This is a genomic window from Ochrobactrum sp. AN78, assembly GCF_029909885.1.
Classification (GTDB): Bacteria; Pseudomonadota; Alphaproteobacteria; order Rhizobiales; family Rhizobiaceae; genus Brucella; species Brucella quorumnocens.
This window is the reverse complement of sequence record NZ_JASAMU010000011.1, coordinates 74646-97163: the sequence shown is the minus strand read 5'-3', so window position 1 is coordinate 97163 and position 22518 is coordinate 74646. Positions and strand designations below refer to the sequence as shown.

The following is a 22518-nucleotide window of genomic DNA, read 5'->3' as shown; positions in this document are numbered from 1 at the left end:
TTTTTTGTCGCCAAGAGCAACCCCCATCCCTACAAGGATGCTTTAATTCTTGCGGCTTTTTTAGGGACGCTCTATTGCATTGTGCGGCTAAAATCCGCATCGACCCGAAATGAAGGCCTTTGAGATGAAATATATCAGCACGCGCGGCGAAGCACCTGTTCTGGGGTTCAGCGACGCTTTGCTCGCCGGACTTGCCCGCGATGGCGGCCTCTATCTTCCACAAGAATACCCACAGTTCACTCCAGAACAAATTCGCGATTTGCGCGGAAAATCCTATGTGGATATCGCGCTGGCTGTGCTGACACCTTTCATCAACGGTGAGATTCCCCAGGCAGATTTCGAGCGCATGGTGCGTGAAGCCTACGGTTCATTCCGTCACGACGCGGTCTGCCCACTGGTTCAGACGGGCTCAAACGAGTTCATTCTTGAACTGTTCCATGGGCCGACACTTGCGTTCAAAGATGTCGCCATGCAGCTTCTCGCTCGCATGATGGATTATGTACTAGCCCAACGCGGTGAGCGCGCCACAATTGTCGGCGCCACCTCCGGCGACACAGGCGGCGCAGCTATCGAGGCTTTTGGCGGCCGTGACAATACCGATATTTTCATCCTGTTTCCGAATGGTCGTGTATCGCCGGTGCAGCAGCGCCAGATGACTAGCTCCGGTTTTTCCAATGTTCATGCTCTTTCTATCGAAGGTAATTTCGATGACTGCCAGAATCTGGTCAAAGGCATGTTCAACGATCTCGAATTCCGTGACGCGATTTCGCTGTCTGGTGTAAACTCGATCAACTGGGCACGCATTATGCCGCAGGTGGTCTACTATTTCACAGCAGCACTGAGCCTTGGTGCGCCCGACCGTGCCGTGTCCTTCGCAGTGCCGACCGGCAATTTCGGCGATATTTTTGCAGGTTTCGTTGCCAAGAAAATGGGCCTTCCAATCGATCAGCTCATTATCGCTACAAACGACAACGATATTCTCTCGCGTACGCTGGATAGCGGTGCCTACGAAATGCGCGGTGTCGAACAAACCACATCACCTTCGATGGACATCCAGATTTCGTCCAATTTCGAGCGTTTGCTGTTTGAAGCTCATGGCCGTGATGCGGCTGCGATACGCGGCCTGATGCAGAGCCTGAGGCAATCGGGTGGTTTTACTATCTCCGAAAAGCCGCTTTCTGCCATTCGAGGTCAGTTTTCAGCAGGCCGTTCTACGGTTGCGGAAACTGCGCAAACTATAAAATCCGTGCTGGAAACAGATGGTTATCTGCTTGATCCGCACTCGGCCATTGCTGTTAAGGTCGCTCGCGAAAAAGTGTCCGGGAGTGCACCAATGGTGGTTCTGGCGACAGCCCACCCGGCAAAATTCCCCGATGCCGTAAAGGCTGCGTGCGGTATTAACCCGGAACTTCCGGCATGGCTTTCGGACTTGATGCAACGAAAAGAAAGTTTCACAGTTCTTCACAACGAGCTGAAAATCGTGGAAGAATACGTTCGCCGTCATTCTCGGGCATAAAATACGAGTGCTCTAACAGAGAATAAGAACGGGAACCCGAATGGGACTATGGGAGCATTTTGCTTATGGGTGTTGAAGTAACGCGTCTTTCCAATGGCTTGACCATTGCTACAGATAACATGCCGCATGTGGAAAGCGTCGCGTTGGGTATCTGGGTCAAGGCAGGCGCACGAAACGAAGCTCCGGATCGGCATGGTATTGCCCATCTGCTTGAGCACATGGCTTTCAAGGGCACTGAGAAGCGGACGGCCTGGCAGATCGCCTCGGACATCGAAAATGTTGGCGGCGAGATCAATGCTGCGACGAGTGTTGAAACCACGTCTTATTATGCGCGTGTCCTACGCAACGACATGCCTCTGGCGATCGATATCCTCTCAGATATTCTGACCGCTTCGAAGTTCGATGAAGCGGAGCTTGAGCGCGAAAAGCAGGTCATCATGCAGGAGATCGGTGCTGCGCACGATACGCCTGATGATATCGTCTTTGACCGCTTTACCGAAACCGCCTATCGCCATCAGCCAATCGGACGCGCCATCCTTGGTGAACCTGACACGGTTATGTCTTTCACTTCGGACGACCTGCGCCAGTATATCGATGAACAATACAGTGCCGACCGCATGGTGGTAACGGCAGCGGGCGGCATCGATCACGATCAATTCGTGAAAGAAGTTGAAAAGCGTCTTGGCGGTTTCCGCGCCCACAACACTGCGCCAACGCTTGATCTCGCCACCTATGTTGGCGGTGATTTCCGCGAAAATCGCGAACTGATGGACGCGCAGGTGCTGATCGGCTTTGAAGGCCGTGCCTATCACGTTCGCGACTTTTATGCCTCGCAGCTTCTCTCGATGATCCTCGGCGGCGGCATGTCCTCGCGGTTGTTTCAGGAAGTGCGTGAAAAGCGCGGCCTTTGTTATTCGGTCTATGCTTTTCATTGGGGCTTTTCCGATACGGGTCTGTTCGGTATTCATGCCGCGACGGGCCGCGATGAGCTCGTTGAGCTACTTCCGGTCATTATCGATGAATTGCACAAGGCGGCGGATTCCATCAGCCTTGAGGAAGTCAATCGTGCCCGTGCGCAGTACAGCGCAAGCCTGCTCATGTCGCAGGAAAGCGCTGCAAGTCGTGCAGGGCAGATTGCACGTCAGTTCCTGCTCTATGGTCGTCCGGTCGCAAACAGTGAACTGATGGATCGGCTCTCACTGATCACTCCAGAACGACTGAGCGACCTTGCCGGACGTCTGTTTCTTGACAGCAAGCCGACGATTGCTGGTGTTGGTCCTGTTGGTCGTCTGATGAGCTTTGAAGGGCTCACCGATGCTCTCTCGACCAGCGCGCATACAAGGAAGATTGCCGTTTAGAATATCAAGGAAGCAAGGATTTTGGGTTGCCCCGGATAAATTGGGCGAGACTGTTGGGTTTTTAAATTTTAAACAACATACTCGCTCATCCCATGTTTCCTGACTTCCGTTTATCAACACGAGAACCCGCATGATCGGCCTGCCATTCCGGCGCAGCAATCCGACAATCCTCCGTGGGAAGCGCATTTACTTGCGCGAGCCATTGATGACCGACTTTGCAAGTTGGGCCAATGTGCGCGAGCAAAGCCGCGCCTTTCTCACCCCATGGGAACCGACCTGGGCCGATGACGACCTGACCAAAAGCGCTTTCCGTCATCGATTGCGGCGTGTGCAGGAAGAAATGTCCGATGGTACGGGTTATCCGTTCTTCATTTTCCGCAATGGTGACAACAGGCTTTTGGGAGGCATTACGCTTGGCAACATCAAGCGTGGTGTGGGCCAGAGCGGCATGATTGGCTATTGGAGCGGCGTATCGGTTGCCGGCCAGGGCTATATGACCGAAGCCTTATCAATGGTTATCCCCTTTGCATTCGGGGAACTGAGGTTGCACCGGATTGAAGCTGCCTGTATTCCCCATAATGTACGTTCGATACGGCTTCTCGAAAAAGCCGGATTTCAGAGAGAAGGACTGTTGCGCTCCTATCTCAAAATAAACGGCTTCTGGCAGGATCACCTGTTATTCGCCCTTTTAGAAAGCGACATACGCATGACCAATGGCAAGGTTGAACGCTCGTGAACGGTCTTACAGACAGGTTTTTTTCAGCCTTGACGCGTCTTCTCGCGCTGATTGTGCCCGCGTTTGTTGCCATTGCGATCTTTTCTACAGTTCACGCCTTTGCCGTTGAACCGATAAAAATCTCGAAAGAGGACACCGCCCTCGATCTTTCGCGCGCTGTTGAACTGCTGCGCAATCAGGGTGAGAGTGTACAGGTTTCCACGGCCCCCGGTGCGGATGGTATTGTGCGTCGTATTGAGGTGCAGGCCGATCCTAATTCTAACACATCTGGTGACTGGGCCGCTTTTTCCATCGCCAATCCAACAGCCGAGCAGATTGACCGCCTGATCGTGGCTCCACATTTCCGCCTCGTCGGTTCAGGCGTGATCTGGCCTGATCTCGGGTCGCAGCGTATTTTATCCATCACACCAAGCGAGGGCTTTGCGCTCGACCGGCAGCCCAGTGCCGATGCTGATGTTTTTCGCATTACGATCAATCCGGGGACAGTCATAACGTTTGTTGCCGAGCTCTCATCGCATAATCTTCCCCAGCTCTATCTATGGGAACCTGAAGCGTACAAGGATGCGGTCAACTCCTACACGCTTTATCGTGGTATTCTGCTAGGCATTTCCGGCCTTCTAGCGCTGTTTTTAACGATTCTCTTCGTTGTTAAGGGAACCTCGCTGTTCCCGGCGACTGCTGCGCTCGCATGGGCAGTGCTGGCTTACATCTGTGTCGACTTCGGCTTCTGGAACAAGCTGATGGAGATCACGCCCGGCAACGAGCAGGTCTGGCGAGCGGGTACCGAAGTGGCACTTGCCGCCTCTCTGGTGATATTTCTGTTCACCTACCTCAATCTCAATCGATGGCATGATCATTTCAGCTATGGGGCGGTGACATGGGTGCTGGGGCTGATCGCGCTTGCAGGCGTCGCCGTATTTGATCCGCCAGTTGCATCTGGCATTGCGCGCATGTCGCTGGCGCTGACTGTTGCCTCCGGCATCTTCATAATCGGTTATCTGGCGGTCAAAGGCTATGACCGAGCGGTGATGCTCATTCCCGCCTGGTTGCTCACGCTTATATGGTTGCTCGGCGCATGGATGGCTGTCTCTGGCCAGCTCGACAACGATATTGTTCAGCCTGCTCTCGGCGGTGGTCTGGTCCTCATTGTGCTTCTCATCGGCTTTACTGTCATGCAGCACGCTTTTTCTGGCGGTGCACTTCAACAGGGCCTGCTTTCAGATATGGAACGGCAGGCACTGGCTGTCATTGGTGCCGGAGACATTGTCTGGGACTGGGACGTGCCGCGTGATCGTGTTGTGACAACGCCTGATATTGCGAATTACCTTGGCAGTACCGCAAGTTCGCTGCAAGGACCGGTGCGCAACTGGCTGCCCGCCATGCATGCCGATGATCGTGATCGCTTCCGTTCCACGCTTGATGCCATTCTCGAAAACCGGCGCGGACGCATCGGACAAATTTTCCGTCTGCGCGCCAATGATGGCCATTATCACTGGTATGCACTGCGCGCCCGTCCCGTTATCGGTTCGGATGGCGAAATCGTTCGCTGTGTCGGCACATTGGTGAATGTAACTGAGCAGAAAAAAGCTGAAGAACGCCTCCTGCACGATGCTGTGCACGACAATCTAACCGGCCTGCCAAATCGTGAGCTGTTTCTGGATCGTCTCAGTAACGTGATGAACATGGCGCGCGGCGAAAGCAGACTGCACCCGACCGTTTTCATCATCGACATCGACCGTTTCAAGCAGGTCAACGACAGTCTCGGCATGTCAGCCGGGGATACGATCCTGCTGACCATCTCACGCCGCCTGTCGCGCCTAATGAAGCCACAGGATACGCTTTCGCGTTTGTCATCCGATCAATTCGGCCTGTTGCTCGCATCTGAAAGCGATCCGGGGCGCATCGCATCTTTTGCAGAAGCGCTACGTCAGGCGGTCCGTTCGCCGATTGCCTATGCCAAGCGAGAAATCGTGTTAACGGCATCGGTCGGCCTGATTACCTGGACGAAAACCGCAGCTTCTGCGGAAGATTTTGTCAAAGACGCGGAACTGGCCATGCATCAGGCCAAACGCTTTGGCGGTGACCGCATTGAGCCGTTCCGCCCTGCGTTCCGTGCCATCGGCAGTGACAAATTGCAGCTGGAATCCGATTTGCGCCGTGCCCTTGAGCGCGATGAAATCAGTCTGGTCTATCAACCGATTGTCCGGCTTGATGATGGCACCATTGCGGGCTTTGAAGCACTGATGCGCTGGGAACATCCGCGCCGGGGTGGAATTTCTCCGTCCGAGTTTATTCCGATTGCCGAAAGCTCTGGCCTCATCGTGCAACTTGGACTGTTCGCCATTCAGCGTGCGGCAGAAGACCTGTTTGCATGGCAGGAACAGTTCCCAAAACTCGATCTCTTTGTATCGGTTAATCTGTCGAGCACCCAGCTGATCCGGCAGGATTTGATCAATGATGTGCGCTCAGTTCTCTCGCGCATTCATCTCACGCCCGGCAGTCTCAAGCTTGAACTGACGGAATCCGTGCTGATGGAAAATCCGGAACAGTCGGCACATGTTCTTGCACGTCTGAAAACCATGGGTGTGGGTCTGTCGCTTGATGATTTTGGAACCGGCTATTCTTCGCTGGCCTATCTGACGCGCTTTCCGTTCGATATCATCAAGATTGACCGCTCGTTCGTCAAAGGCGACCAACCGCAAAAGACCACCCTCCTGCGCTCCATCGTCAGCATGGCGCATGATCTCGGTCTTGCCGTTGTGACTGAAGGCGTCGACAGTGAAAGTGACGCTCTTCAATTGCGTCAGATGGGCTGCGAATATGTGCAGAGCTTCATGTTTGGTGAGCCATCGAGCCGAGAAGATGCGACGCGCATGATCCGGGAACAGCTGGACGCAGCTGCGGCTTAAAGCATTTCCAGCATAAAGTGCGAAGCGCTTTTGCGTAGGATAATGCGTACAAACAAATAGTTAGAGCGGCTCCAACTATTCAGTCTTAACTGAAGCCGCTTTAAGTCCTACTTTTACACGATAATTATTCAGGCATGACCAGCTTCGGAAACGAGCCGTGCCATGTCGATACCCATTCGGTTCATCAGTCGGTCGTATTTTCCGGCAATGTCACTGTCAAACAGCATATCCGTCGGCGCCGGGCAGGTAAGCCAGCCATTTTCTGCAAATTCCAGATCAAGCTGTCCGGGGGCCCAGCCGGAATAACCCAGCGTCATCAGGGCTTGTATTGGCCCGCTGCCGCTATAGATTGCGCGCAGAATATCGACCGTTGCCGTGAGACAAACGTCTTCTGTAACCGGCATCGTGGAATCGACCATGTAATCGTCGCTATGCAACACGAAACCGCGAGTCCGGTCGACAGGCCCGCCATCGCGGACAACCATATGCTGCGCCCGCGGCGGTAGCATGATCAGATCTTCATCGTCGATGACACCAATCTGACGAAGAAGGTCGGGGAAACCAACCGGCTGGACCTGATTAATGATGAAACCCATCGCGCCTTCTTCTGAATGGGCACAGATATAGACCACAGCGCGGGCGAAGCGCTCGTCATTCATTCCGGGCATTGCGAGCAGGAATTGCCCGTTCAAGAAACCCTGCTCCTGGTTTGGCTTCCTGAGAATGGTCATGTCTATGAAGGTAGCAAGACTGCGGCAAATGACAATGAAATTCGTGCGATCTTTCTCTAAACGTCAAATACACTTGATTTCGGATTGCATAGTGAAGCAAACTGACCTCTAAAAACACAATTATAGATTGAGAGAATTGCCACAGTGCTCATGTATTTAGTTGTATTCTGGGTGATTATTTTTTGTCTCTATTCGATTTATGCGCAGATCAAACTCTCTCCATTGATTGATTTTATCAGACAAAGCCCGTCAATGACAAAGGCGATTGGTGATGTGTCAGATCTCTATTATATTTTTACGATCACCCGCGGCAATTACAGCTTCGCCCGCTATCTTTTGCGAACCCGCGTACCACCGCCTGAAATCGCAATACAATTTGCCGACTACAGCCAGTTGCGCACCACATCCAACATTGCACTCTTTTTACATGTTGCAATGGGCGTAATCATTGGCCTGAGTGTGATAATCAACCTGATCCTGAAACTCTGAACAACAATCAGCAAGCACAAACTCAGCCTTGATAGAAACATGATTTTCCATCAATCTCGACGCATGAAATTACGCGTTTTTCTGACCATGACTATTGTTTTGACCGCAGCCTTCCCCGTGCTGGCAGCAACGTCCGACTGGGCGGAGACGCCGGGCGGCAAAGTCCGTGTCGTTCTCGAAGGGACCAAACAAAACGATGAACTGCGCGGAGCATTGCAGATTGATCTGAACCCTGGATGGAAAACCTATTGGCGCAACCCGGGTGACGCAGGTGTGCCGCCGCAACTCAACCTTGAGGGCAACAGCTCCGCACGGATCGATTTCCCCGCGCCCGTTAATTTTGGTGCCGGTGACGAAGGCGGTATCGGTTATACGCACCCTGTCACGCTGCCACTGACATTTACCGTCAAACCGGATGAAGAGCGGCTCAAAGGACATGTATTTCTCGGTGTCTGCCAAAAAATATGTATTCCGGTGCAAGCCCAATTCGATTTTCCGCTGACTGCGAAAGATACAGCACAGTCACCACAAACCATTGCTGCGCGCACAATCGTCGAAACAGCCTTTGACCGCCTTCCCGCGCCTGCCACGGCTGCTTTCGGGGTGAGCGGTGCAAAGCGGCATGCGGATAAGGCCCTGTTCGACATTGCCCTGCCGGATGACCGAGCATCCGCAACGCTTTTTGTGGGAAGTGATCAGGTCAGCCTTTCGGAGGCAGTAGCCGATAAAAATTCAAACAAGCCGCGTTTCACCGCGACGATCTATAGCAAAGCCAGCAAAGGCGCTTTGATCGATTATACGCTGGTGCAAAACGGCAAGGCTGTTTCAGGACAGATACGGCTCGATTAGAGCGATTTAACCTTGGTAATCAGCAATTTGAAATTGTCGAGCGAACCATTATCGGCTTAAGTGTCGTCGCCATGTTTCATGCACTGGCAATCGAGTTCAGACATTCATACAGGTGGGCAATGACGGCACGAGCTCACCTCCAGGAGAAAAACGATGACGATCAAAGTTGGTGAAAAGCTGCCCGCAGCAACCTTCAAGGTAAAGACCGCAGACGGCGTCAAGGAAGTGACTACTGACGAAGTGTTTGCTGGCAAAAAGGTCGTTCTGTTCGCGGTTCCCGGTGCTTTCACGCCGACCTGCAGCCTCAATCACCTGCCGGGTTATCTTGACAATCGCGACACCATTCTTGCGAAAGGCGTCGATCAGATCGCAGTCGTTGCAGTGAATGACGCTTTCGTTATGGGAGCATGGGCGCAGAGCACCGGCGGCGAAGGCAAGATCCTATATCTCGCAGATGGTTCAGCCCTTTTCACCAAAGCTCTTGGTCTAGAACTGGACGCAACTGCAGGCGGACTTGGCATTCGCTCGAAGCGTTATTCGGCAATCGTTGAAGACGGCGTCGTCAAGACCCTCAACATCGAAGAACAGGCTGGTCAGGCCGCTACTTCAAGTGCTGCAACCTTGATTGAACAACTCTAACGCGCTTTGAAGAACGTCTTTACGCGCCTTGCTTTTCCGGCAGGGCGCGCATTTCGCGCGTCAGCCACTTTTCGAGTGCCAGCGTGTCCGGTTGCCCTGCCCTGTGAGGTGCAATCCAAAGCAGCATTCGACGCGGTCCCGGGCGAAACCCAAATGGCGCTACAAGGCGTCCCGATGCGATGTGCTCAGCAACCAGCATATGCGGCACGACGGCTACACCCAGCCCACACAGTACCGCCTGTATCAACAGATAGAAATGATGGAACGTGGATTTTGGCTCAGGTGCCGGGAAATCAGCATTCGCAGCCTTCTGCCAGTCTGCAAATGCCTCCAGACGCGTTTGCGTGGCAAGTACCGTTGCTTGAGCCAAATCGGCAGGTGTTATGAGCGGACATTGCGCCAAGTAGGATGGTGCGCAGACCAAACCGATCTCCTCACGCCCCATGTCGCGGATTACCGCATCCGCCGGCGGCTCAATAACGCTTGATCTAATGGCGATGCCGATTTTATCCCGCATAAAATCGATGCGATCATAGTTCATGTTGAATTGCAGTTCGATGTTGGGATAGCGCTCATGGAAGCGTCCGATGCGCGGAATGATCCACTCCATCATGATTGAAGACGAGCAAGACAGCGTCAGCGGTCCCGGCTTCACGCGCTCGATACTTGCCTCAATTATAGAAAAGGCACTGGCCAGACCTTCTGCCAGCCGCGCGCCCTCCGGCGTGGGATCGCTCTGTCGCGCGTTGCGTGTAAGCAGCAGTACACCGAGTGAGTCCTCCAGTGATCTTATCTGACGACTAACCGCACCGTGCGTCACACATAGCTCCTCTGCGGCCTTTGTCATTGAATGATGGCGCGCGACAGCCTCAAACGCTTTCAGCGCATTCAAAGACGGCAATGGGCGCATAGTAACTCCTGTTCGCATCTGAGCATACCTGTGAGGTTATATCACAAATGACAGACAATAAATCGATTGCGGCGGCATGTCGCATTCTTTAGCTATCCACCCTATTTAGGGGCTAAAGCAACGCTGGAATCCATTATATCGTTCGATATGTATTCACGCAGTCTCTTTAGCTTCTCTTAATACGCAAGCAGGGAGGAACTGCAATGCAGCAAAAATCTCACGAAATGACGGCAGTTGAAAAGTCGGCGATATCGAAAATTTCGATCCGGCTGGTTCCGTTCATCGCGCTGATGTTCTTCATCAACTTCCTGGATCGTACCGCAATTTCCTTTGCTGGTCCGAACGGGATGACCACCGATCTTGCGCTCACAGCAGCCCAGTTCGGTTTTGCCGCCGGCATCTTCTTTGTCGGCTATATCATTCTCGAAGTCCCGAGCAATCTTGCGTTGCACAAGTTTGGCGCACGCAAATGGCTTGCCCGTATCATGGTCACATGGGGCATTGTCGCGATCCTGTTCACATGGGTTTCAAGCGCAACCGAGCTTTACGTCCTACGCTTCCTGCTTGGTGTTGCTGAAGCAGGCTTCTTTCCCGGCGCAATCCTGTTCCTGTCGACCTGGGTGCCTTCGCGTCATCGTAACAAGATCCTCGCGCTGTTCTATCTCGCGCAGCCGTTGACGACTGTGATCGGCGCACCGCTTGCCGCACAGCTGATCGGCATGCACGGTGCTTTCGGCCTTGAAGGCTGGCGCATTATGTTCTTCGGTGTTGCGGCTCCGGCTATCATCGTGGGTATCATCACCTGGTTCTACCTGCCTGATACGCCAAACGACGCCAAGTGGCTGAACAAGGATGAACGCGACTGGCTTAATGGCGCGCTTGCTCAGGAAGAGAAGATTAAGGAAAAGGTGCATGGCAGCCATAAGACGGGTCTTGCTCTCGCAGACAAGCGCGTATGGCTCCTGTCCATCGTCTATTTCGGCCTGATTTACGGCCTTTATGCGCTGGCGTTCTTCCTGCCGACCATCATTGGTGGCTTTGAGCAGCAATTCAATGCGAAGTTTGACGTATTCGATAAGGGCCTGATCACCGCAATTCCATATCTGCCCGCAGCATTCGCTCTTTATTTCTGGAGCCGCGATGCAGCCAAACGCGGCGTACGCCCATGGCATATTGGCATCCCAGCACTTGTGGGTGCGATTGCAATCCCGGCCGCTCTCTTCATGCCAACGCCTGCAACCACGATCCTGATGATCACCGTGACTGCCTGTGCGATCTTCTCGGCTCTGCCGAACTTCTGGGCTATTCCATCTCGCTTCCTAAGCGGCACAGCAGCTGCCGCAGGTATCGCGCTCATTAACACAATCGGTAACATTGCGGGCTTTGCGGCGCCCTATATTACGGGTCTCGTCAAGGATTGGACCGGCCTTTATGAGATGCCGATGTTCATCGTTGGAGCTGTAATGCTGGTATCATCATTGCTGGCCTTCTCTCTGACCGGTCGCCTCAAAGATCCAACAGAGCTGCAGCAGAACAAATAATCAGCATCAAAGTAAAAAGCCGCGCTGTGTTCAAGCGCGGATTTTCAATGGCCCTAAACCCTGTAGTCACTACTTCACCTGAAGCGACTTGTATCCGTTATATTTGAACGGCTCCATGCCTTCACGAGCTAGCTCGTCAGCGCGTTCATTCTCAGGATGACCCGCATGACCTTTGACCCAGTGCCACGTCACCTTATGCGGCTTGCGCGCCTCATCCAGCGCCTGCCACAGCTCCGCGTTCTTCACCGGCTTCTTGGCTGCGGTTTTCCAGCCATTGCGCTTCCAACCCTCAATCCAGCCGGAAATACCGTCACGCACATAGACACTGTCTGTGTAAAGATCGACTTCACATGGCTCTTTCAACGCTGATAGCGCTGAAATTGCTGCCATTAGTTCCATGCGATTGTTGGTAGTGTCTGCCTCGCCACCCTTCAGCTCTTTCACATGGCCATTCCAGCGCACGATAGCACCCCATCCACCAGGGCCGGGATTGCCCGAGCAGGCACCGTCTGTGAAAGCCTCGATATGCTTCACGCGGCAGCTCCTGCCAATTCAAGTCCGTATTCGGTTGCCGATGTAACCTGACGGTGGAAGCGCATACGACGCACATATTCCATCGGGTCTTTTTTCATCACGAAGCTACCATCTGGGACGGTCAACCAATCATAGAGACGGGTCAGCATGAAGCGGACCGCCGCGCCGCGAGCCAGAACTGGTAGAGCATCAATCTCAGCAGCAGACAGCGGGCGCACTGAATTGTAACCGCGCAGGAATGCAGCGCCCTTGGTGAGATTGAAGGAGAAATCCTTCTCAAAGCACCAAGCGTTGAGGCAGACTGCCACGTCATAGGCGAGAATATCCGTGCAGGCGAAATAGAAGTCGATGAAACCCGACAGCCTGTCCCCGAGGAAAAACACATTGTCCGGGAAGAGATCGGCATGAATGACGCCTTCCGGCAATCCCACCGGCCAATTCTTTTCCAGATCATCGAGATCGCCCTCTGCCTCAGCAACCAGTCCCTGCTCGACACTGTCCGCACGTTCTTTCGAAAGATCCCACAACAGACGCCAGTCAGGCAATGTCAGACCATTACGGCGGCGCATAGTGAAATCTTCACCAGCCAGATGCATTTCAGCCAGCCCACGACCAACTTCTTCACAATGTGCGACAGTGGGTTTGCGCATCCACATGCCTTCAAGAAACGTCACGATTGCTGCTGGACGGCCTGCAAGTTCACCGATCGTCACACCATCGCGGCGCACTACAGGCTGCGGGCATTCCAGACCGCGCTTTGACAGATGCTGCATCAAATTCAGGAAAAATGGCAGCTCATCGCGATTAACGCGCTTCTCATAAAGGGTAAGAATGAAAGAGCCTATCGTCGTGTGCAGAAGGTAATTGGTATTCTCTACCCCTTCTGCAATGCCCTTATACGAAGTCAGGGCACCGATGTCATATTGTTCAAGAAAAGAACCGAGCTCGATTTCATTGATATCTGTATAGACGGCCATGCCGTTTATTTCCCCATATTCACTACACTCATATTACCCAAAAACCGCCGCACACCTTTCGGGATGCGCTTGTTTCTATCGCGCATCTTATTCGAAAACCGTTACACACTTTTCGGGATACGCTCCAACTTAGGAATACCGACAACCCGGTTTTCACCGTTGACGAATGCCATATCCTGCACCGTCAGCTCAACATCGCGGATTTCACGATTGACGAGGAAATTCTCGGTTTCAATTGTCGTTTCTGCCAGTTCTATTTTGACAGTGAAACGGGCCTTGAAGGCATCCATAATTTCATCGACTATGATTTCGGGCGCAGACGCGCCAGCGGAAAGACCAACCACCGAAATATCGCCGACTTTGTCCCATTCGATGTCGCTTGCGCGCTGCACGAGCATCGACATGCCCGCGCCAGCCTTTTCGGCCACTTCGACAAGGCGCTTGGAGTTAGAGGAGTTCGGAGCACCCACGATGAGGAAGAGATCGCAACCGGGAGCGGCTGCACGCACGGCATCCTGGCGGTTCGTCGTGGCGTAGCAAATGGATTCCGCAGCTGGTGCGGTCAGATTTGGAAAGCGCTGCTGCAATTCTTGGATAATACCTGCAGTGTCATCAACCGAAAGCGTGGTCTGCGTGACGAAACCGAGGTTGTCTGGATCGGCAAACTCTATCTTGCGCGCGTCTTCAACTGTCTCGATGAGAGTAACCGTTCCATCCGGTAATTGCCCCATCGTGCCAATCACTTCGGGATGACCGGAATGGCCAATCAGGATAACGTGGCGACCAAGGCGCTGATGGCGCATTGCCTGCTTGTGAACCTTGGAAACCAATGGACAAGTCGCATCGAGATAAAAAAGGTTCTTTGCTTCAGCATCAGCCGGCACCGATTTTGGCACGCCATGGGCAGAAAAGACGACCGGCTGATCGCGATGTTCCGCAGGAATTTCATCGAGCTCTTCAACAAAAATTGCGCCCCGTGACTGCAAGCCTTCAACCACATAGCGGTTGTGCACGATCTCGTGGCGCACATAGACTGGGGCGCCATATTTCTTAAGTGCCAGCACGACGATCTGGATTGCCCTGTCAACGCCTGCGCAAAAGCCGCGCGGGCCGCAAAGGCGGATTTCCAGAGGGGGGCGTGTATCAGTCATGAATCGTGCTCGCTGGGTTCGGCGTGAGGCGCGAATAGATATATAGGGCGGGAGTTGGGCTGCAACGAGGCCTTTGTCAACCCTTATCCACCTTCCGATACCGCCAGAACCACGTTCCGGCAACCCCTAACAGCGCCAAAGCAAGCCCATACCACGTAACTGCATATTGCAGATGGTTGTTGGGAAAATCGATGATCGTGACCCCGCCAATCGGCAAGCCACCAAAGTTTGGCTTGTTATCCGCATCGATAAAGAACGGCACCGCATCGTCAAGCGAAGGGATATCAGCGCTTTCTGCCATCGCCGACCAATCCTTCCAATAGAAGATATTCTTGGCGACATCGTTGTCTGGAACGAAATAGCCGGGCTTGGCGTTTAACGGATCGCGGGCCAGTCCTGTCACCGTCACTGGGCCATCCAATTGTCCGTCGAGGCGAGTTTCGGCATCCTTTTTCTCGTAAGGCACAAACCCACGATTAACGAGCACAAACCGACCATCTTCGAGCATTAGCGGCGTGTAGACATTGAAGCCCGGCTTGCCATCATAGGTCGAAAGAAAATGCCGCTCGCCCTGATGCATGAAGGTGCCCGAAACTGTCACAGGCCGGTATTCAACCGTTCCCTCTTGGCCATAGATTTTTTCCATCTCGGCCAAAGGAAGCGGGGCTTCATGGACCCGCTCTTGCGTGGTAGCAAGCAGCGCTTCTTTCCATTGCAGCCGCTCAACCTGCCATGTTCCCAACGCCAGCAGGATCACAAACGCGATAAGGGATGCAATAAGTATCCCCCATGGAAACCGTTGCGGCTTTTGTGTTTGGGTCATTTACCATCGTCCAGACGCCCCTGAGACGCCTTGTTGCGATATTGCATATTAATCAGAATACCCTTGATGCAGCGCATGGCAACCAAGCTTAGGATAATGGCCAGCGGCACCCACAAGATGAAATGGACCCAGAGCGGCGGTCCGTAATTGACTTCCATCCACAAGGCCGCGCCAACCACGATAAAACCGATGAGGAGAATAACGAAAGCGGCCGGACCATCGCCTGAATCCGCAAAGGAGTAATCAAGCCCACAGGCCCGACATTTGGGGGCGACTGTGAGAAAGCCGTCAAACAGCTTCCCCTCACCGCAGCGAGGACAATGTCCCCTGATCCCGCTTTTGACCGGATCGACCGGCGGATAAAGATTATGATCCGACATCACACCCTCCAAAACGCACCAGAAAAGAAAAAGCGGCCGTGTTTCCAGGGCCGCTCTGCAATCTTACCAGCTGATAAATCAGCCGCCGTGCATCGGTGCGCCCCAACCGCCCCACACATAGATCGTGAAGAACAGGAACAGCCAGACAACGTCCACGAAGTGCCAATACCATGCAGCCGCTTCAAAACCGAAATGGCGTTCAGGTGTGAAATCACCACCCATCGCACGGAAGAGGATAACCAAAAGGAAGATCGTTCCGATGATGACGTGAAAGCCGTGAAAGCCTGTTGCCATGAAGAAGGTCGCACCATAGATCGAGTCTTTGAACTCGAACGGTGCGTGAATATATTCATACGCTTGCACGAATGAAAACAGCACACCCAACACAACTGTCAGCGCGAGGCCTGTGATCATGCCTTTGCGATCTTTGTGCAGCAATGCATGATGCGCCCAGGTCAGTGTCGTGCCCGAGAGCAGCAGGATCACTGTGTTGTAGAGCGGCAGATGCAGCGGATCGAGCACCTCGATGCCCTTCGGAGGCCACTGACCACCCGTGAATTCAGCGCGCGCAACCTGATGCACTTCGTTCGGGAAAAGGCTCGCATCGAAGAATGCCCAGAACCATGCCGCGAAGAACATGACTTCCGACGCAATGAACATGATCATGCCATAGCGCAGATGCAGCGAGACGACGCGCGTGTGATGTCCTTCGTGACCTTCCTTGATAGTGTCTGCCCACCAAGCGTACATGCAGTAAAGAACGATTGCGAGGCCGATGAAGAAAATCCATGGCGTAACAATGTTCAAACCGAAGAACTTGAGTTCGCCGGAGTTGATATAACGCATCCACGCGATACCGCCGATGGCAAGCACAAATGCACCTACCGAACTCAAGAACGGCCAGGGGCTCGGCGCTATAATGTGATAATCGTGATTCTTCTCGTGAACGTCGGCCATGTCTCTCCCCAAGGCTCCTCTCTGTGCCTTCATACCTGAGTTCATTGAGAACATCAGGTAATTCCCTTTTCATTACAACAATAGAGCGGCTTAGCTCTTTTGTCTTTGCGGCATTGTGTGCCGCGTTATTCTCTATGTTCAGCTTCCGTTATTGCCCGTTGGCGCAACCTTTGCGTTTGCAACAGGCTTTGGCTTATCGATCGGGAAGAACGTGTAGGACAGCGTGATCGTCTTCACGTCCTTCAGATCGGGATCGTTGACGATCTCTGGATCAACGAAAAAAACAACGGGCATTTCCATGTCTTCGCCCGGTTGCAAAGTCGTATCGGTGAAGCAGAAACATTCGACCTTGTTAAAATAAGCGCCTGCACGACCTGGAGCAACATTGAAACTCGCACGGCCATAAGTTGGCTCATCAAAGAGGTTGCGTGCTTCGTACTTGATCATGGTGGTTTCGCCGATGCGCACGGTTACTTCGCGCTCAACAGGCTTGAAATCCCAAGGCAGGCCATTGGCCGTATTGGCGTCGAAACGCACCTTCATCGTCTTATCAAGAATGGTATCGGAATATTGCTCGACGCGTTGTGTCGTGCCGCCATAACCAGTCACCTGACAAAAAATCCGATAGAGCGGCACAGAGGCGTAAGCTGCGCCAATCATGCAGACAAAGAAAGACAGGCACGCGATCGCAACCGTACGATTGGAGCGATTGAGGCGTTTCTGCTTTTCGTCAACCTTCTGCTGATCTGCCATTCTACCCTCCCAGATCGAACCCTTTATCAGTTCACTTAAAAATTAGAACGGACGTACCAGAGCGTTTGCTCCGAGCTTGGCCATTGTGCCCACGTAAACGAGAACAACGAACAGAGCCAAAGCGATAGCAAGCCCCCAGGAACGGTTACGCTGGGCTTTTCGCTGCTGCGCCGTTGGTGTAACCAGCTCTAGCTCCTCGCTATGCGGCTTCTGTACGGAATTATCCATTAAATCACTCCAAAGGCTGTCAGCAGCCTGATTGCCAGTGCTTCCACGAGCAGAACCGCAAATACCGCCGACAAATAAATCAGCGAGAAGCGGAACAGTTTGCGCGCTGCAAGCAGCATTTGCGTATGGCTTTCCGCAACCCACATGCGCCATGCATAGTAGACGAATGCCACACCGAGCAGCGTGGAAATCACACCATAAGTGATGCCAGCAAAGCCCAATAAGTAAGGCAGTACGCCAACCGGCGCCATGATCACGGCGTAGAACATCGCCTGTCGGCGGGTCGAAAGTTCGCCCTTCACATTCGGCATCATAGGAATGCGTGCGGCTTCGTAATCATTGCTCGAAAACAACGATAGTGCCCAGAAGTGCGGCGGCGTCCACAGGAAGATAATCATAAACAGAACGACACTGTCCCATGTGATCTCGCCCGTTGCAGCAGCCCAGCCGATCATCGGAGGAAAAGCACCAGCCGCACCACCAATAACAATGTTCTGCGGTGTCGAGCGCTTGAGCCACATAGTATAGATGACAGCATAGAAGAAAATGGTGAAGGCAAGCAGAGCAGCGGAGAGCCAGTTGACCATCAGTCCGAGCGTGATAACCGAAAAGACCGACAGCGTTAGGCCAAAAGCCAGAACCTGATTGGGCGCGATCACGCCAGCAGGGATCGGACGATTGCGCGTGCGCTTCATCACCGCATCGATATCGGCATCGTACCACATATTGAGTGCGCCAGATGCGCCAGCACCAACCGCGATGCAGAGGATGCTGATCGCAGCCAGAACCGGATTCATATGGCCGGGCGCAAGCACCAGACCGACAAGTCCGGTGAACACCACCAGCGACATGACACGCGGCTTCAGCAGGACGAGATAATCCCGTGCAGTCGCCTCTGAAAGAGCGAATGCATCGTCGGAAACCGTGTTTTTTTCCACCAGAGACATTAACTTCAACAACCTCGAATTCACCGGGCCGATGCTGCACTCTGCCCTGAGTGCACACCAGCAATCCAAAACGACTTTACCTCCCGGAGATGCATTCACTCCGATCGGAAGCGTCGTTCTTGAACGTCAACCGGCTACGGACGGATCTAAATGCCGCCCGCACATATCACAGTTTTGTTCAAGGGCGAACCCCTTTCCGGCGCTCGCCCTTTGCACAATTACTTTATACGCGGCAGTTGTTCCCACTGATGGAACGGCGGAGGCGAAGAAAGCTGCCATTCCAGCGTCGTTGCACCTTCACCCCATGGGTTTGCACCCGCTTCACGCTTCTTCGCGAATGCCTCGAAGACATTGTAGAGGAAGATCAGCACGGCAAAGCCCGAAATGTAGGAACCGTAAGACGACACCATATTCCAGCCCGCATAAGCATCCGGATAGTCGATGTAACGACGTGGCATACCGGCAAGACCGAGGAAGTGCTGCGGGAAGAAGACGAGATTAACGCCAACGAAAGTGACCCAGAAGTGCAGCTTCGCGGTGAATTCGTCGTACATATAACCGCTCATCTTCGGGAACCAGTAATACCAGCCTGCGAAGATCGCGAACACTGCGCCCAGCGACAGCACGTAATGGAAGTGTGCCACAACGTAATAGGTGTCATGCAGTGCGCGGTCGAGACCGGCATTGGCGAGCTGAACGCCGGTAACACCACCAACAGTGAACAGGAAGATGAAGCCAATCGCCCACAGCATCGGTGCACGGAAGGTCAGAGACCCACCCCACATCGTCGCGATCCAGGAGAAGATCTTGATACCCGTCGGAACCGCAATAACCATCGTCGCGAAGACGAAGTAGCGCTGCGTATCGAGCGACAGACCGACCGTGTACATGTGGTGCGCCCAGACGACGAAGCCGACAACGCCGATCGCAACCATGGCATATGCCATGCCGAGATAACCAAATACCGGCTTGCGCGAGAAGGTTGAAATGATGTGGCTGACAATACCGAAGCCCGGCAGGATCAGAATATACACTTCAGGGTGACCAAAGAACCAGAACAGGTGCTGATAAAGGATCGGATCACCGCCACCATCTGGCGAGAAGAACGTCGTTCCGAAGTTACGATCGGTAAGCAGCATGGTGATGCCACCAGCCAGAACCGGAAGAGACAGCAGAAGCAGAAACGCCGTTACAAGCACAGCCCATGCGAAGAGCGGCATCTTATGCAGCGTCATGCCCGGAGCACGCATGTTGAGGATCGTTGTGATGAAGTTGATCGCACCGAGAATCGACGACGCACCTGAAATATGCAGCGCTAGAATAGCGAAATCCACTGCAGGTCCGGGCTGGCCGGATGTCGAAAGTGGCGGATAAAGCGTCCAGCCACCACCCGGCCCCCAACCGCCTGCCGGACCTGGCATGAACAGCGAGATCAGGAGAAGCGTGAGTGCAGGCGGAAGAAGCCAGAACGAAATATTGTTCATACGCGGAAACGCCATATCAGGCGCACCGATCATCAGCGGGATCATCCAGTTGGCGAAACCACCGATCAGCGCTGGCATGACCATGAAGAAGATCATGACCAGAGCGTGCGCCGAGGTGAACACGTTGAACATATGCTTGCCAGCATCGAGAGCAGCATCGCCCTCAACGCCATAAACCATTTGCGCCAGACCATGGAAAATCTGGATGCCCGGCTCCTGAAGCTCAGCGCGCATCGCGATAGACAGCGCGCCGCCAATAATGCCGGCAATGATTGCGAAGATCAGGTACAGAGTACCGATATCTTTATGATTAGTCGAGTAAACCCAGCGCACCCAGCCTTTTGGCTTGTGGTCGTCATGGGCTCCATGCTCGTGAGCTGCTGTGCCAGCCATGGAATTCGCTCCCGTTTTTCAACAGTCTTGCGTATCGAAGTCTTTAAAGACCCGCCGCAGCCACTTTATCGTTTGCATCGCCTTCAAGATCGGCTTGAAGCGCCTTGTTCGCGCCCGGGACATCCGAGGCCGCAGCCGTCAACCAAGTGTCATAACGCTCTTTCGAGACGACACGAACGGCGATCGGCATAAAGGCATGGTCCTTGCCACAAAGCTCGGAGCACTGGCCGTAATACAGGCCTTCCTTGTCAGCTTTGAACCAAGCCTCATTGATACGGCCCGGTACAGCGTCCATCTTCACGCCGAAAGCCGGAATAGTCCAGGAATGGATCACGTCGGCAGCTGTTACCAGAAGACGCACCGTCTCGCCAATTGGCACGACGACTTCATTATCGACAGCCAAAAGGCGCGGATAACGAGCGTGATCTTCCTTGCCGGCAGCAGCACGGTCGGCATCCTTGAGAATGAGCGAATCAAAGCTGACCGGCGTTTCGGTCTGATATTCATAACCCCAGTACCACTGATAGCCGGTCGCCTTAACCGTCAGTGTCGGATCCTCTGGTGAATACTGCGCTGTCAAAAGCTGAAATGACGGCACTGCCAAGAAAAGCAGAATGATCACCGGACCCACGGTCCAGACCACTTCGACCGCCGTATTGTGGCTGGTCTTGGATGGGTTTGGATTTGCGCTCGCGCGGAACTTAATCACGCACCAAATAAGCAAAGCCAGAACCAGCAATGTGATCGGAATGATAAACCAGAGCGTATAACGCTCAAACCAATGAATCTGCTCGGCAATACCCGTCGCAGCTTCCTGAAATCTTATCTCCCATGGACGCGGCTGATCCGCAAAAGCGGCACCGCTCGTCCACAGCAATGCGAAAGCACCAACGACGGCACCCCTCGTTGTGGCAACAATTTTATCCACCAGAACTCTCTCCCTTTTCGCCCTTTCAGGCTGGACGCCGGACGTTTAGACGGCCGTATCCCCCGTCAGCGTTCAAATCACACCTTAACGCACACCGCAAGGAAGGCGAATATGTTCCTGTGCGGCATTTTTGCGCGCAACCCTGCGTCAGAGCCACGCATCCCGCTCATTCAACAAAGCATCACAAGCCCTAGCTAAACTTGGGAAAACTTGGGAAAAACCACAGAAACACATAATGAAGCCATGATTTAGCAAGAGGTTTCCTCTAACGTGCCGCGTGATAATGGATGCAACTGCCGGGGACGCATCTGGGATGCAATGCCGGTATCACCTTTGCGATTATGGCTCGGAAGCGACAATAGCTTTTCACCGCCTGTTTCGGAGGGTAACGTCCCGGTGATTCGATCTGGAGATTTCATGATTTTCCGTACATCCGCCCGCCGCTCGATTTTCCAGCGTCTTGCCATCCTCGCAACGGGTACCGCTGTGGTACTCGCAGCTGCAGCAATGCCGTCTGTCGCGCAGGAAACTCCGACGCAGCTTCCAGCACCAACACAGGCCCCGTCGCAATCGCAATCTGCGACACCGCAGCAAAGCGGCACACTCAAGTCGCAGCATGGCGCGTGGGCGATCCTTTGCGACACGCCTGCAGGTGCCAAGACCGAGCAATGTGCGCTCATTCAGAATGTGGTTGCTGCCAAGCGTCCTGAACTTGGGCTTTCGGTCGTTGTCCTCAAGACCGCTGACAACAAGGCCCGGATTTTGCGTGTTCTTGCACCACTCGGCGTCTTGCTGCCAAATGGTCTCGGCCTCAATGTCGACGGCAAGGATATCGGCCGCGCCTATTTCGTGCGTTGCTTTGAAGACGGCTGCTATGCAGAAGTTATCCTTGAAGACGAGTTGCTCAATACCTTCCGCAACGGCAAGTCTGCGACCTTCATCGTCTTCCAGACACCGGAAGAAGGCGTTGGCATTCCTGTAGATCTCAAAGGTTTTGGTGAGGGCTTCGACGCCTTGCCTTGATAAGATTCCGACGCCGACGGGCTGCAAACCGCATTCCGTTGTGCTTCCGGTGCTCGTGTACCTTTACTGCGGTTCCAGTTAATATTGAATCGTTGGAACCGCTGTAACTATTTGTTTTTGCGCATTTCCGAGCGCAAAACCGGTTCCCACTTTTGCTGGAAATGCTTTAAGTACATTGCGTCCGGTTCTCGCGGCCAACGATTTTCGCCTCGCAATCCCCAGAATCGCGACACTTCTTAATCTCAAGGTTGTTCTCAACCGA

The 22518-nt window shown here is 53.6% G+C and carries 22 protein-coding genes; 9 read left to right on the top strand and 13 right to left on the bottom strand.

Annotation, left to right across the window (positions count from 1 at the left end; genetic code table 11):
• Nucleotides 1–124: 124 nt before the first annotated feature.
• The 4 genes from thrC to QBD00_RS18460 all read left to right on the top strand — a co-directional run bounded on the left by thrC (nt 125) and on the right by QBD00_RS18460 (nt 6519).
• The gene (gene thrC, locus QBD00_RS18475) at nt 125–1516 is read left to right on the top strand and encodes a threonine synthase (RefSeq protein ID WP_318580197.1); all 1392 of its coding nucleotides are present in this window, start codon (nt 125–127) and stop codon (nt 1514–1516) included.
• Between the two features lie 65 nt (nt 1517–1581).
• On the top strand, nt 1582–2874 hold the full coding sequence (locus QBD00_RS18470) for a M16 family metallopeptidase (RefSeq protein WP_095446203.1): 1293 nt from the start codon (nt 1582–1584) through the stop codon (nt 2872–2874).
• A gap of 130 nt (nt 2875–3004) precedes the next feature.
• Nucleotides 3005–3610, top strand: a complete 606-nt coding sequence (locus QBD00_RS18465; RefSeq protein WP_264232117.1) for a GNAT family N-acetyltransferase — start codon at nt 3005–3007, stop codon at nt 3608–3610.
• Nucleotides 3607–6519, top strand: a complete 2913-nt coding sequence (locus QBD00_RS18460) for an EAL domain-containing protein (RefSeq protein ID WP_412535045.1) — start codon at nt 3607–3609, stop codon at nt 6517–6519. The genes QBD00_RS18465 and QBD00_RS18460 overlap by 4 nt, the downstream gene beginning before the upstream one ends.
• 128 nt (nt 6520–6647) lie before the next feature.
• On the opposite strand, the gene QBD00_RS18455 is transcribed toward QBD00_RS18460, so the two are convergent.
• On the bottom strand, nt 6648–7250 hold the full coding sequence (locus QBD00_RS18455) for a YqgE/AlgH family protein (protein ID WP_095446200.1): 603 nt from the start codon (nt 7248–7250) through the stop codon (nt 6648–6650).
• Nucleotides 7251–7502: 252 nt separating this feature from the next.
• On the opposite strand from QBD00_RS18455, the gene QBD00_RS18450 reads away from it, so the two are divergent.
• The 3 genes from QBD00_RS18450 to QBD00_RS18440 all read left to right on the top strand — a co-directional run bounded on the left by QBD00_RS18450 (nt 7503) and on the right by QBD00_RS18440 (nt 9227).
• On the top strand, nt 7503–7739 hold the full coding sequence (locus tag QBD00_RS18450; RefSeq protein WP_318580195.1) for a hypothetical protein: 237 nt from the start codon (nt 7503–7505) through the stop codon (nt 7737–7739).
• 63 nt (nt 7740–7802) lie between these two features.
• Entirely contained in the window at nt 7803–8588 is a 786-nt protein-coding gene (locus tag QBD00_RS18445) for a protein-disulfide reductase DsbD domain-containing protein (protein ID WP_318580194.1), read from the top strand.
• Between the two features lie 153 nt (nt 8589–8741).
• A complete protein-coding gene (locus QBD00_RS18440) occupies nt 8742–9227 on the top strand; it encodes a peroxiredoxin (protein ID WP_095446198.1) in 486 nt (161 codons plus the stop codon).
• 19 nt (nt 9228–9246) lie between these two features.
• On the opposite strand, the gene QBD00_RS18435 is transcribed toward QBD00_RS18440, so the two are convergent.
• Complete coding sequence (locus tag QBD00_RS18435; protein WP_191793055.1) at nt 9247–10137, bottom strand: LysR substrate-binding domain-containing protein; 891 nt, start codon at nt 10135–10137, stop codon at nt 9247–9249.
• 203 nt (nt 10138–10340) lie between these two features.
• Between QBD00_RS18435 and QBD00_RS18430 the strand changes: the two genes are divergently transcribed.
• Entirely contained in the window at nt 10341–11678 is a 1338-nt protein-coding gene (locus QBD00_RS18430) for an MFS transporter (RefSeq protein WP_318580193.1), read from the top strand.
• A 69-nt stretch (nt 11679–11747) separates the two neighbouring features.
• On the opposite strand, the gene rnhA is transcribed toward QBD00_RS18430, so the two are convergent.
• The 11 genes from rnhA to coxB form a co-directional block, all read right to left on the bottom strand.
• A complete protein-coding gene (gene rnhA / locus QBD00_RS18425) occupies nt 11748–12212 on the bottom strand; it encodes a ribonuclease HI (protein WP_024896205.1) in 465 nt (154 codons plus the stop codon).
• Complete coding sequence (locus QBD00_RS18420; protein ID WP_318580192.1) at nt 12209–13189, bottom strand: homoserine kinase; 981 nt, start codon at nt 13187–13189, stop codon at nt 12209–12211. The genes rnhA and QBD00_RS18420 overlap by 4 nt, the downstream gene beginning before the upstream one ends.
• Nucleotides 13190–13290: 101 nt before the next feature.
• A complete protein-coding gene (gene ispH, locus QBD00_RS18415; protein WP_095446193.1) occupies nt 13291–14340 on the bottom strand; it encodes a 4-hydroxy-3-methylbut-2-enyl diphosphate reductase in 1050 nt (349 codons plus the stop codon).
• Nucleotides 14341–14416: 76 nt separating this feature from the next.
• Complete coding sequence (locus QBD00_RS18410) at nt 14417–15163, bottom strand: SURF1 family protein (RefSeq protein WP_318580191.1); 747 nt, start codon at nt 15161–15163, stop codon at nt 14417–14419.
• On the bottom strand, nt 15160–15543 hold the full coding sequence (locus tag QBD00_RS18405; protein ID WP_151091362.1) for a DUF983 domain-containing protein: 384 nt from the start codon (nt 15541–15543) through the stop codon (nt 15160–15162). Before QBD00_RS18405 ends, QBD00_RS18410 begins: the two co-directional genes overlap by 4 nt.
• Before the next feature lie 78 nt (nt 15544–15621).
• Nucleotides 15622–16500: a cytochrome c oxidase subunit 3 gene (locus QBD00_RS18400; protein WP_024896200.1), complete on the bottom strand. Its 879-nt coding sequence runs from the start codon at nt 16498–16500 to the stop codon at nt 15622–15624.
• A gap of 138 nt (nt 16501–16638) precedes the next feature.
• On the bottom strand, nt 16639–17253 hold the full coding sequence (locus QBD00_RS18395; RefSeq protein ID WP_095446190.1) for a cytochrome c oxidase assembly protein: 615 nt from the start codon (nt 17251–17253) through the stop codon (nt 16639–16641).
• Between the two features lie 42 nt (nt 17254–17295).
• A complete protein-coding gene (locus QBD00_RS18390) occupies nt 17296–17481 on the bottom strand; it encodes a hypothetical protein (RefSeq protein ID WP_095446189.1) in 186 nt (61 codons plus the stop codon).
• Nucleotides 17481–18428: a heme o synthase gene (gene cyoE / locus QBD00_RS18385; protein WP_151091361.1), complete on the bottom strand. Its 948-nt coding sequence runs from the start codon at nt 18426–18428 to the stop codon at nt 17481–17483. Before cyoE ends, QBD00_RS18390 begins: the two co-directional genes overlap by 1 nt.
• Before the next feature lie 218 nt (nt 18429–18646).
• Nucleotides 18647–20305, bottom strand: coding sequence for a cytochrome c oxidase subunit I (gene ctaD / locus QBD00_RS18380; protein ID WP_095446187.1), 1659 nt, complete (start codon nt 20303–20305; stop codon nt 18647–18649).
• 43 nt (nt 20306–20348) lie between these two features.
• Nucleotides 20349–21233: a cytochrome c oxidase subunit II gene (gene coxB / locus QBD00_RS18375; protein ID WP_095446186.1), complete on the bottom strand. Its 885-nt coding sequence runs from the start codon at nt 21231–21233 to the stop codon at nt 20349–20351.
• Between the two features lie 417 nt (nt 21234–21650).
• Between coxB and QBD00_RS18370 the strand changes: the two genes are divergently transcribed.
• Nucleotides 21651–22256, top strand: coding sequence for an invasion associated locus B family protein (locus tag QBD00_RS18370; RefSeq protein ID WP_095446185.1), 606 nt, complete (start codon nt 21651–21653; stop codon nt 22254–22256).
• Nucleotides 22257–22518: the final 262 nt, after the last annotated feature.

Bases quoted from the DNA above. Each gene is read 5' to 3' on its own strand.
- QBD00_RS18420 (WP_318580192.1), bottom strand. From the start codon at position 13,189: ATGGCCGTCTATACAGATATCAATGAAATCGAGCTCGGTTCTTTTCTT.
- thrC (WP_318580197.1), top strand. From the start codon at position 125: ATGAAATATATCAGCACGCGCGGCGAAGCACCTGTTCTGGGGTTCAGC.
- QBD00_RS18440 (WP_095446198.1), top strand. From the start codon at position 8,742: ATGACGATCAAAGTTGGTGAAAAGCTGCCCGCAGCAACCTTCAAGGTA.
- QBD00_RS18465 (WP_264232117.1), top strand. From the start codon at position 3,005: ATGATCGGCCTGCCATTCCGGCGCAGCAATCCGACAATCCTCCGTGGG.
- QBD00_RS18430 (WP_318580193.1), top strand. From the start codon at position 10,341: ATGCAGCAAAAATCTCACGAAATGACGGCAGTTGAAAAGTCGGCGATA.
- QBD00_RS18405 (WP_151091362.1), bottom strand. From the start codon at position 15,543: ATGTCGGATCATAATCTTTATCCGCCGGTCGATCCGGTCAAAAGCGGG.
- QBD00_RS18445 (WP_318580194.1), top strand. From the start codon at position 7,803: ATGAAATTACGCGTTTTTCTGACCATGACTATTGTTTTGACCGCAGCC.
- QBD00_RS18470 (WP_095446203.1), top strand. From the start codon at position 1,582: ATGGGTGTTGAAGTAACGCGTCTTTCCAATGGCTTGACCATTGCTACA.
- QBD00_RS18410 (WP_318580191.1), bottom strand. From the start codon at position 15,163: ATGACCCAAACACAAAAGCCGCAACGGTTTCCATGGGGGATACTTATT.
- QBD00_RS18370 (WP_095446185.1), top strand. From the start codon at position 21,651: ATGATTTTCCGTACATCCGCCCGCCGCTCGATTTTCCAGCGTCTTGCC.
- QBD00_RS18390 (WP_095446189.1), bottom strand. From the start codon at position 17,481: ATGGATAATTCCGTACAGAAGCCGCATAGCGAGGAGCTAGAGCTGGTT.
- ctaD (WP_095446187.1), bottom strand. From the start codon at position 20,305: ATGGCTGGCACAGCAGCTCACGAGCATGGAGCCCATGACGACCACAAG.
- QBD00_RS18450 (WP_318580195.1), top strand. From the start codon at position 7,503: ATGACAAAGGCGATTGGTGATGTGTCAGATCTCTATTATATTTTTACG.
- QBD00_RS18435 (WP_191793055.1), bottom strand. From the start codon at position 10,137: ATGCGCCCATTGCCGTCTTTGAATGCGCTGAAAGCGTTTGAGGCTGTC.
- QBD00_RS18395 (WP_095446190.1), bottom strand. From the start codon at position 17,253: ATGGCAGATCAGCAGAAGGTTGACGAAAAGCAGAAACGCCTCAATCGC.
- ispH (WP_095446193.1), bottom strand. From the start codon at position 14,340: ATGACTGATACACGCCCCCCTCTGGAAATCCGCCTTTGCGGCCCGCGC.
- QBD00_RS18455 (WP_095446200.1), bottom strand. From the start codon at position 7,250: ATGACCATTCTCAGGAAGCCAAACCAGGAGCAGGGTTTCTTGAACGGG.
- QBD00_RS18400 (WP_024896200.1), bottom strand. From the start codon at position 16,500: ATGGCCGACGTTCACGAGAAGAATCACGATTATCACATTATAGCGCCG.
- cyoE (WP_151091361.1), bottom strand. From the start codon at position 18,428: ATGTCTCTGGTGGAAAAAAACACGGTTTCCGACGATGCATTCGCTCTT.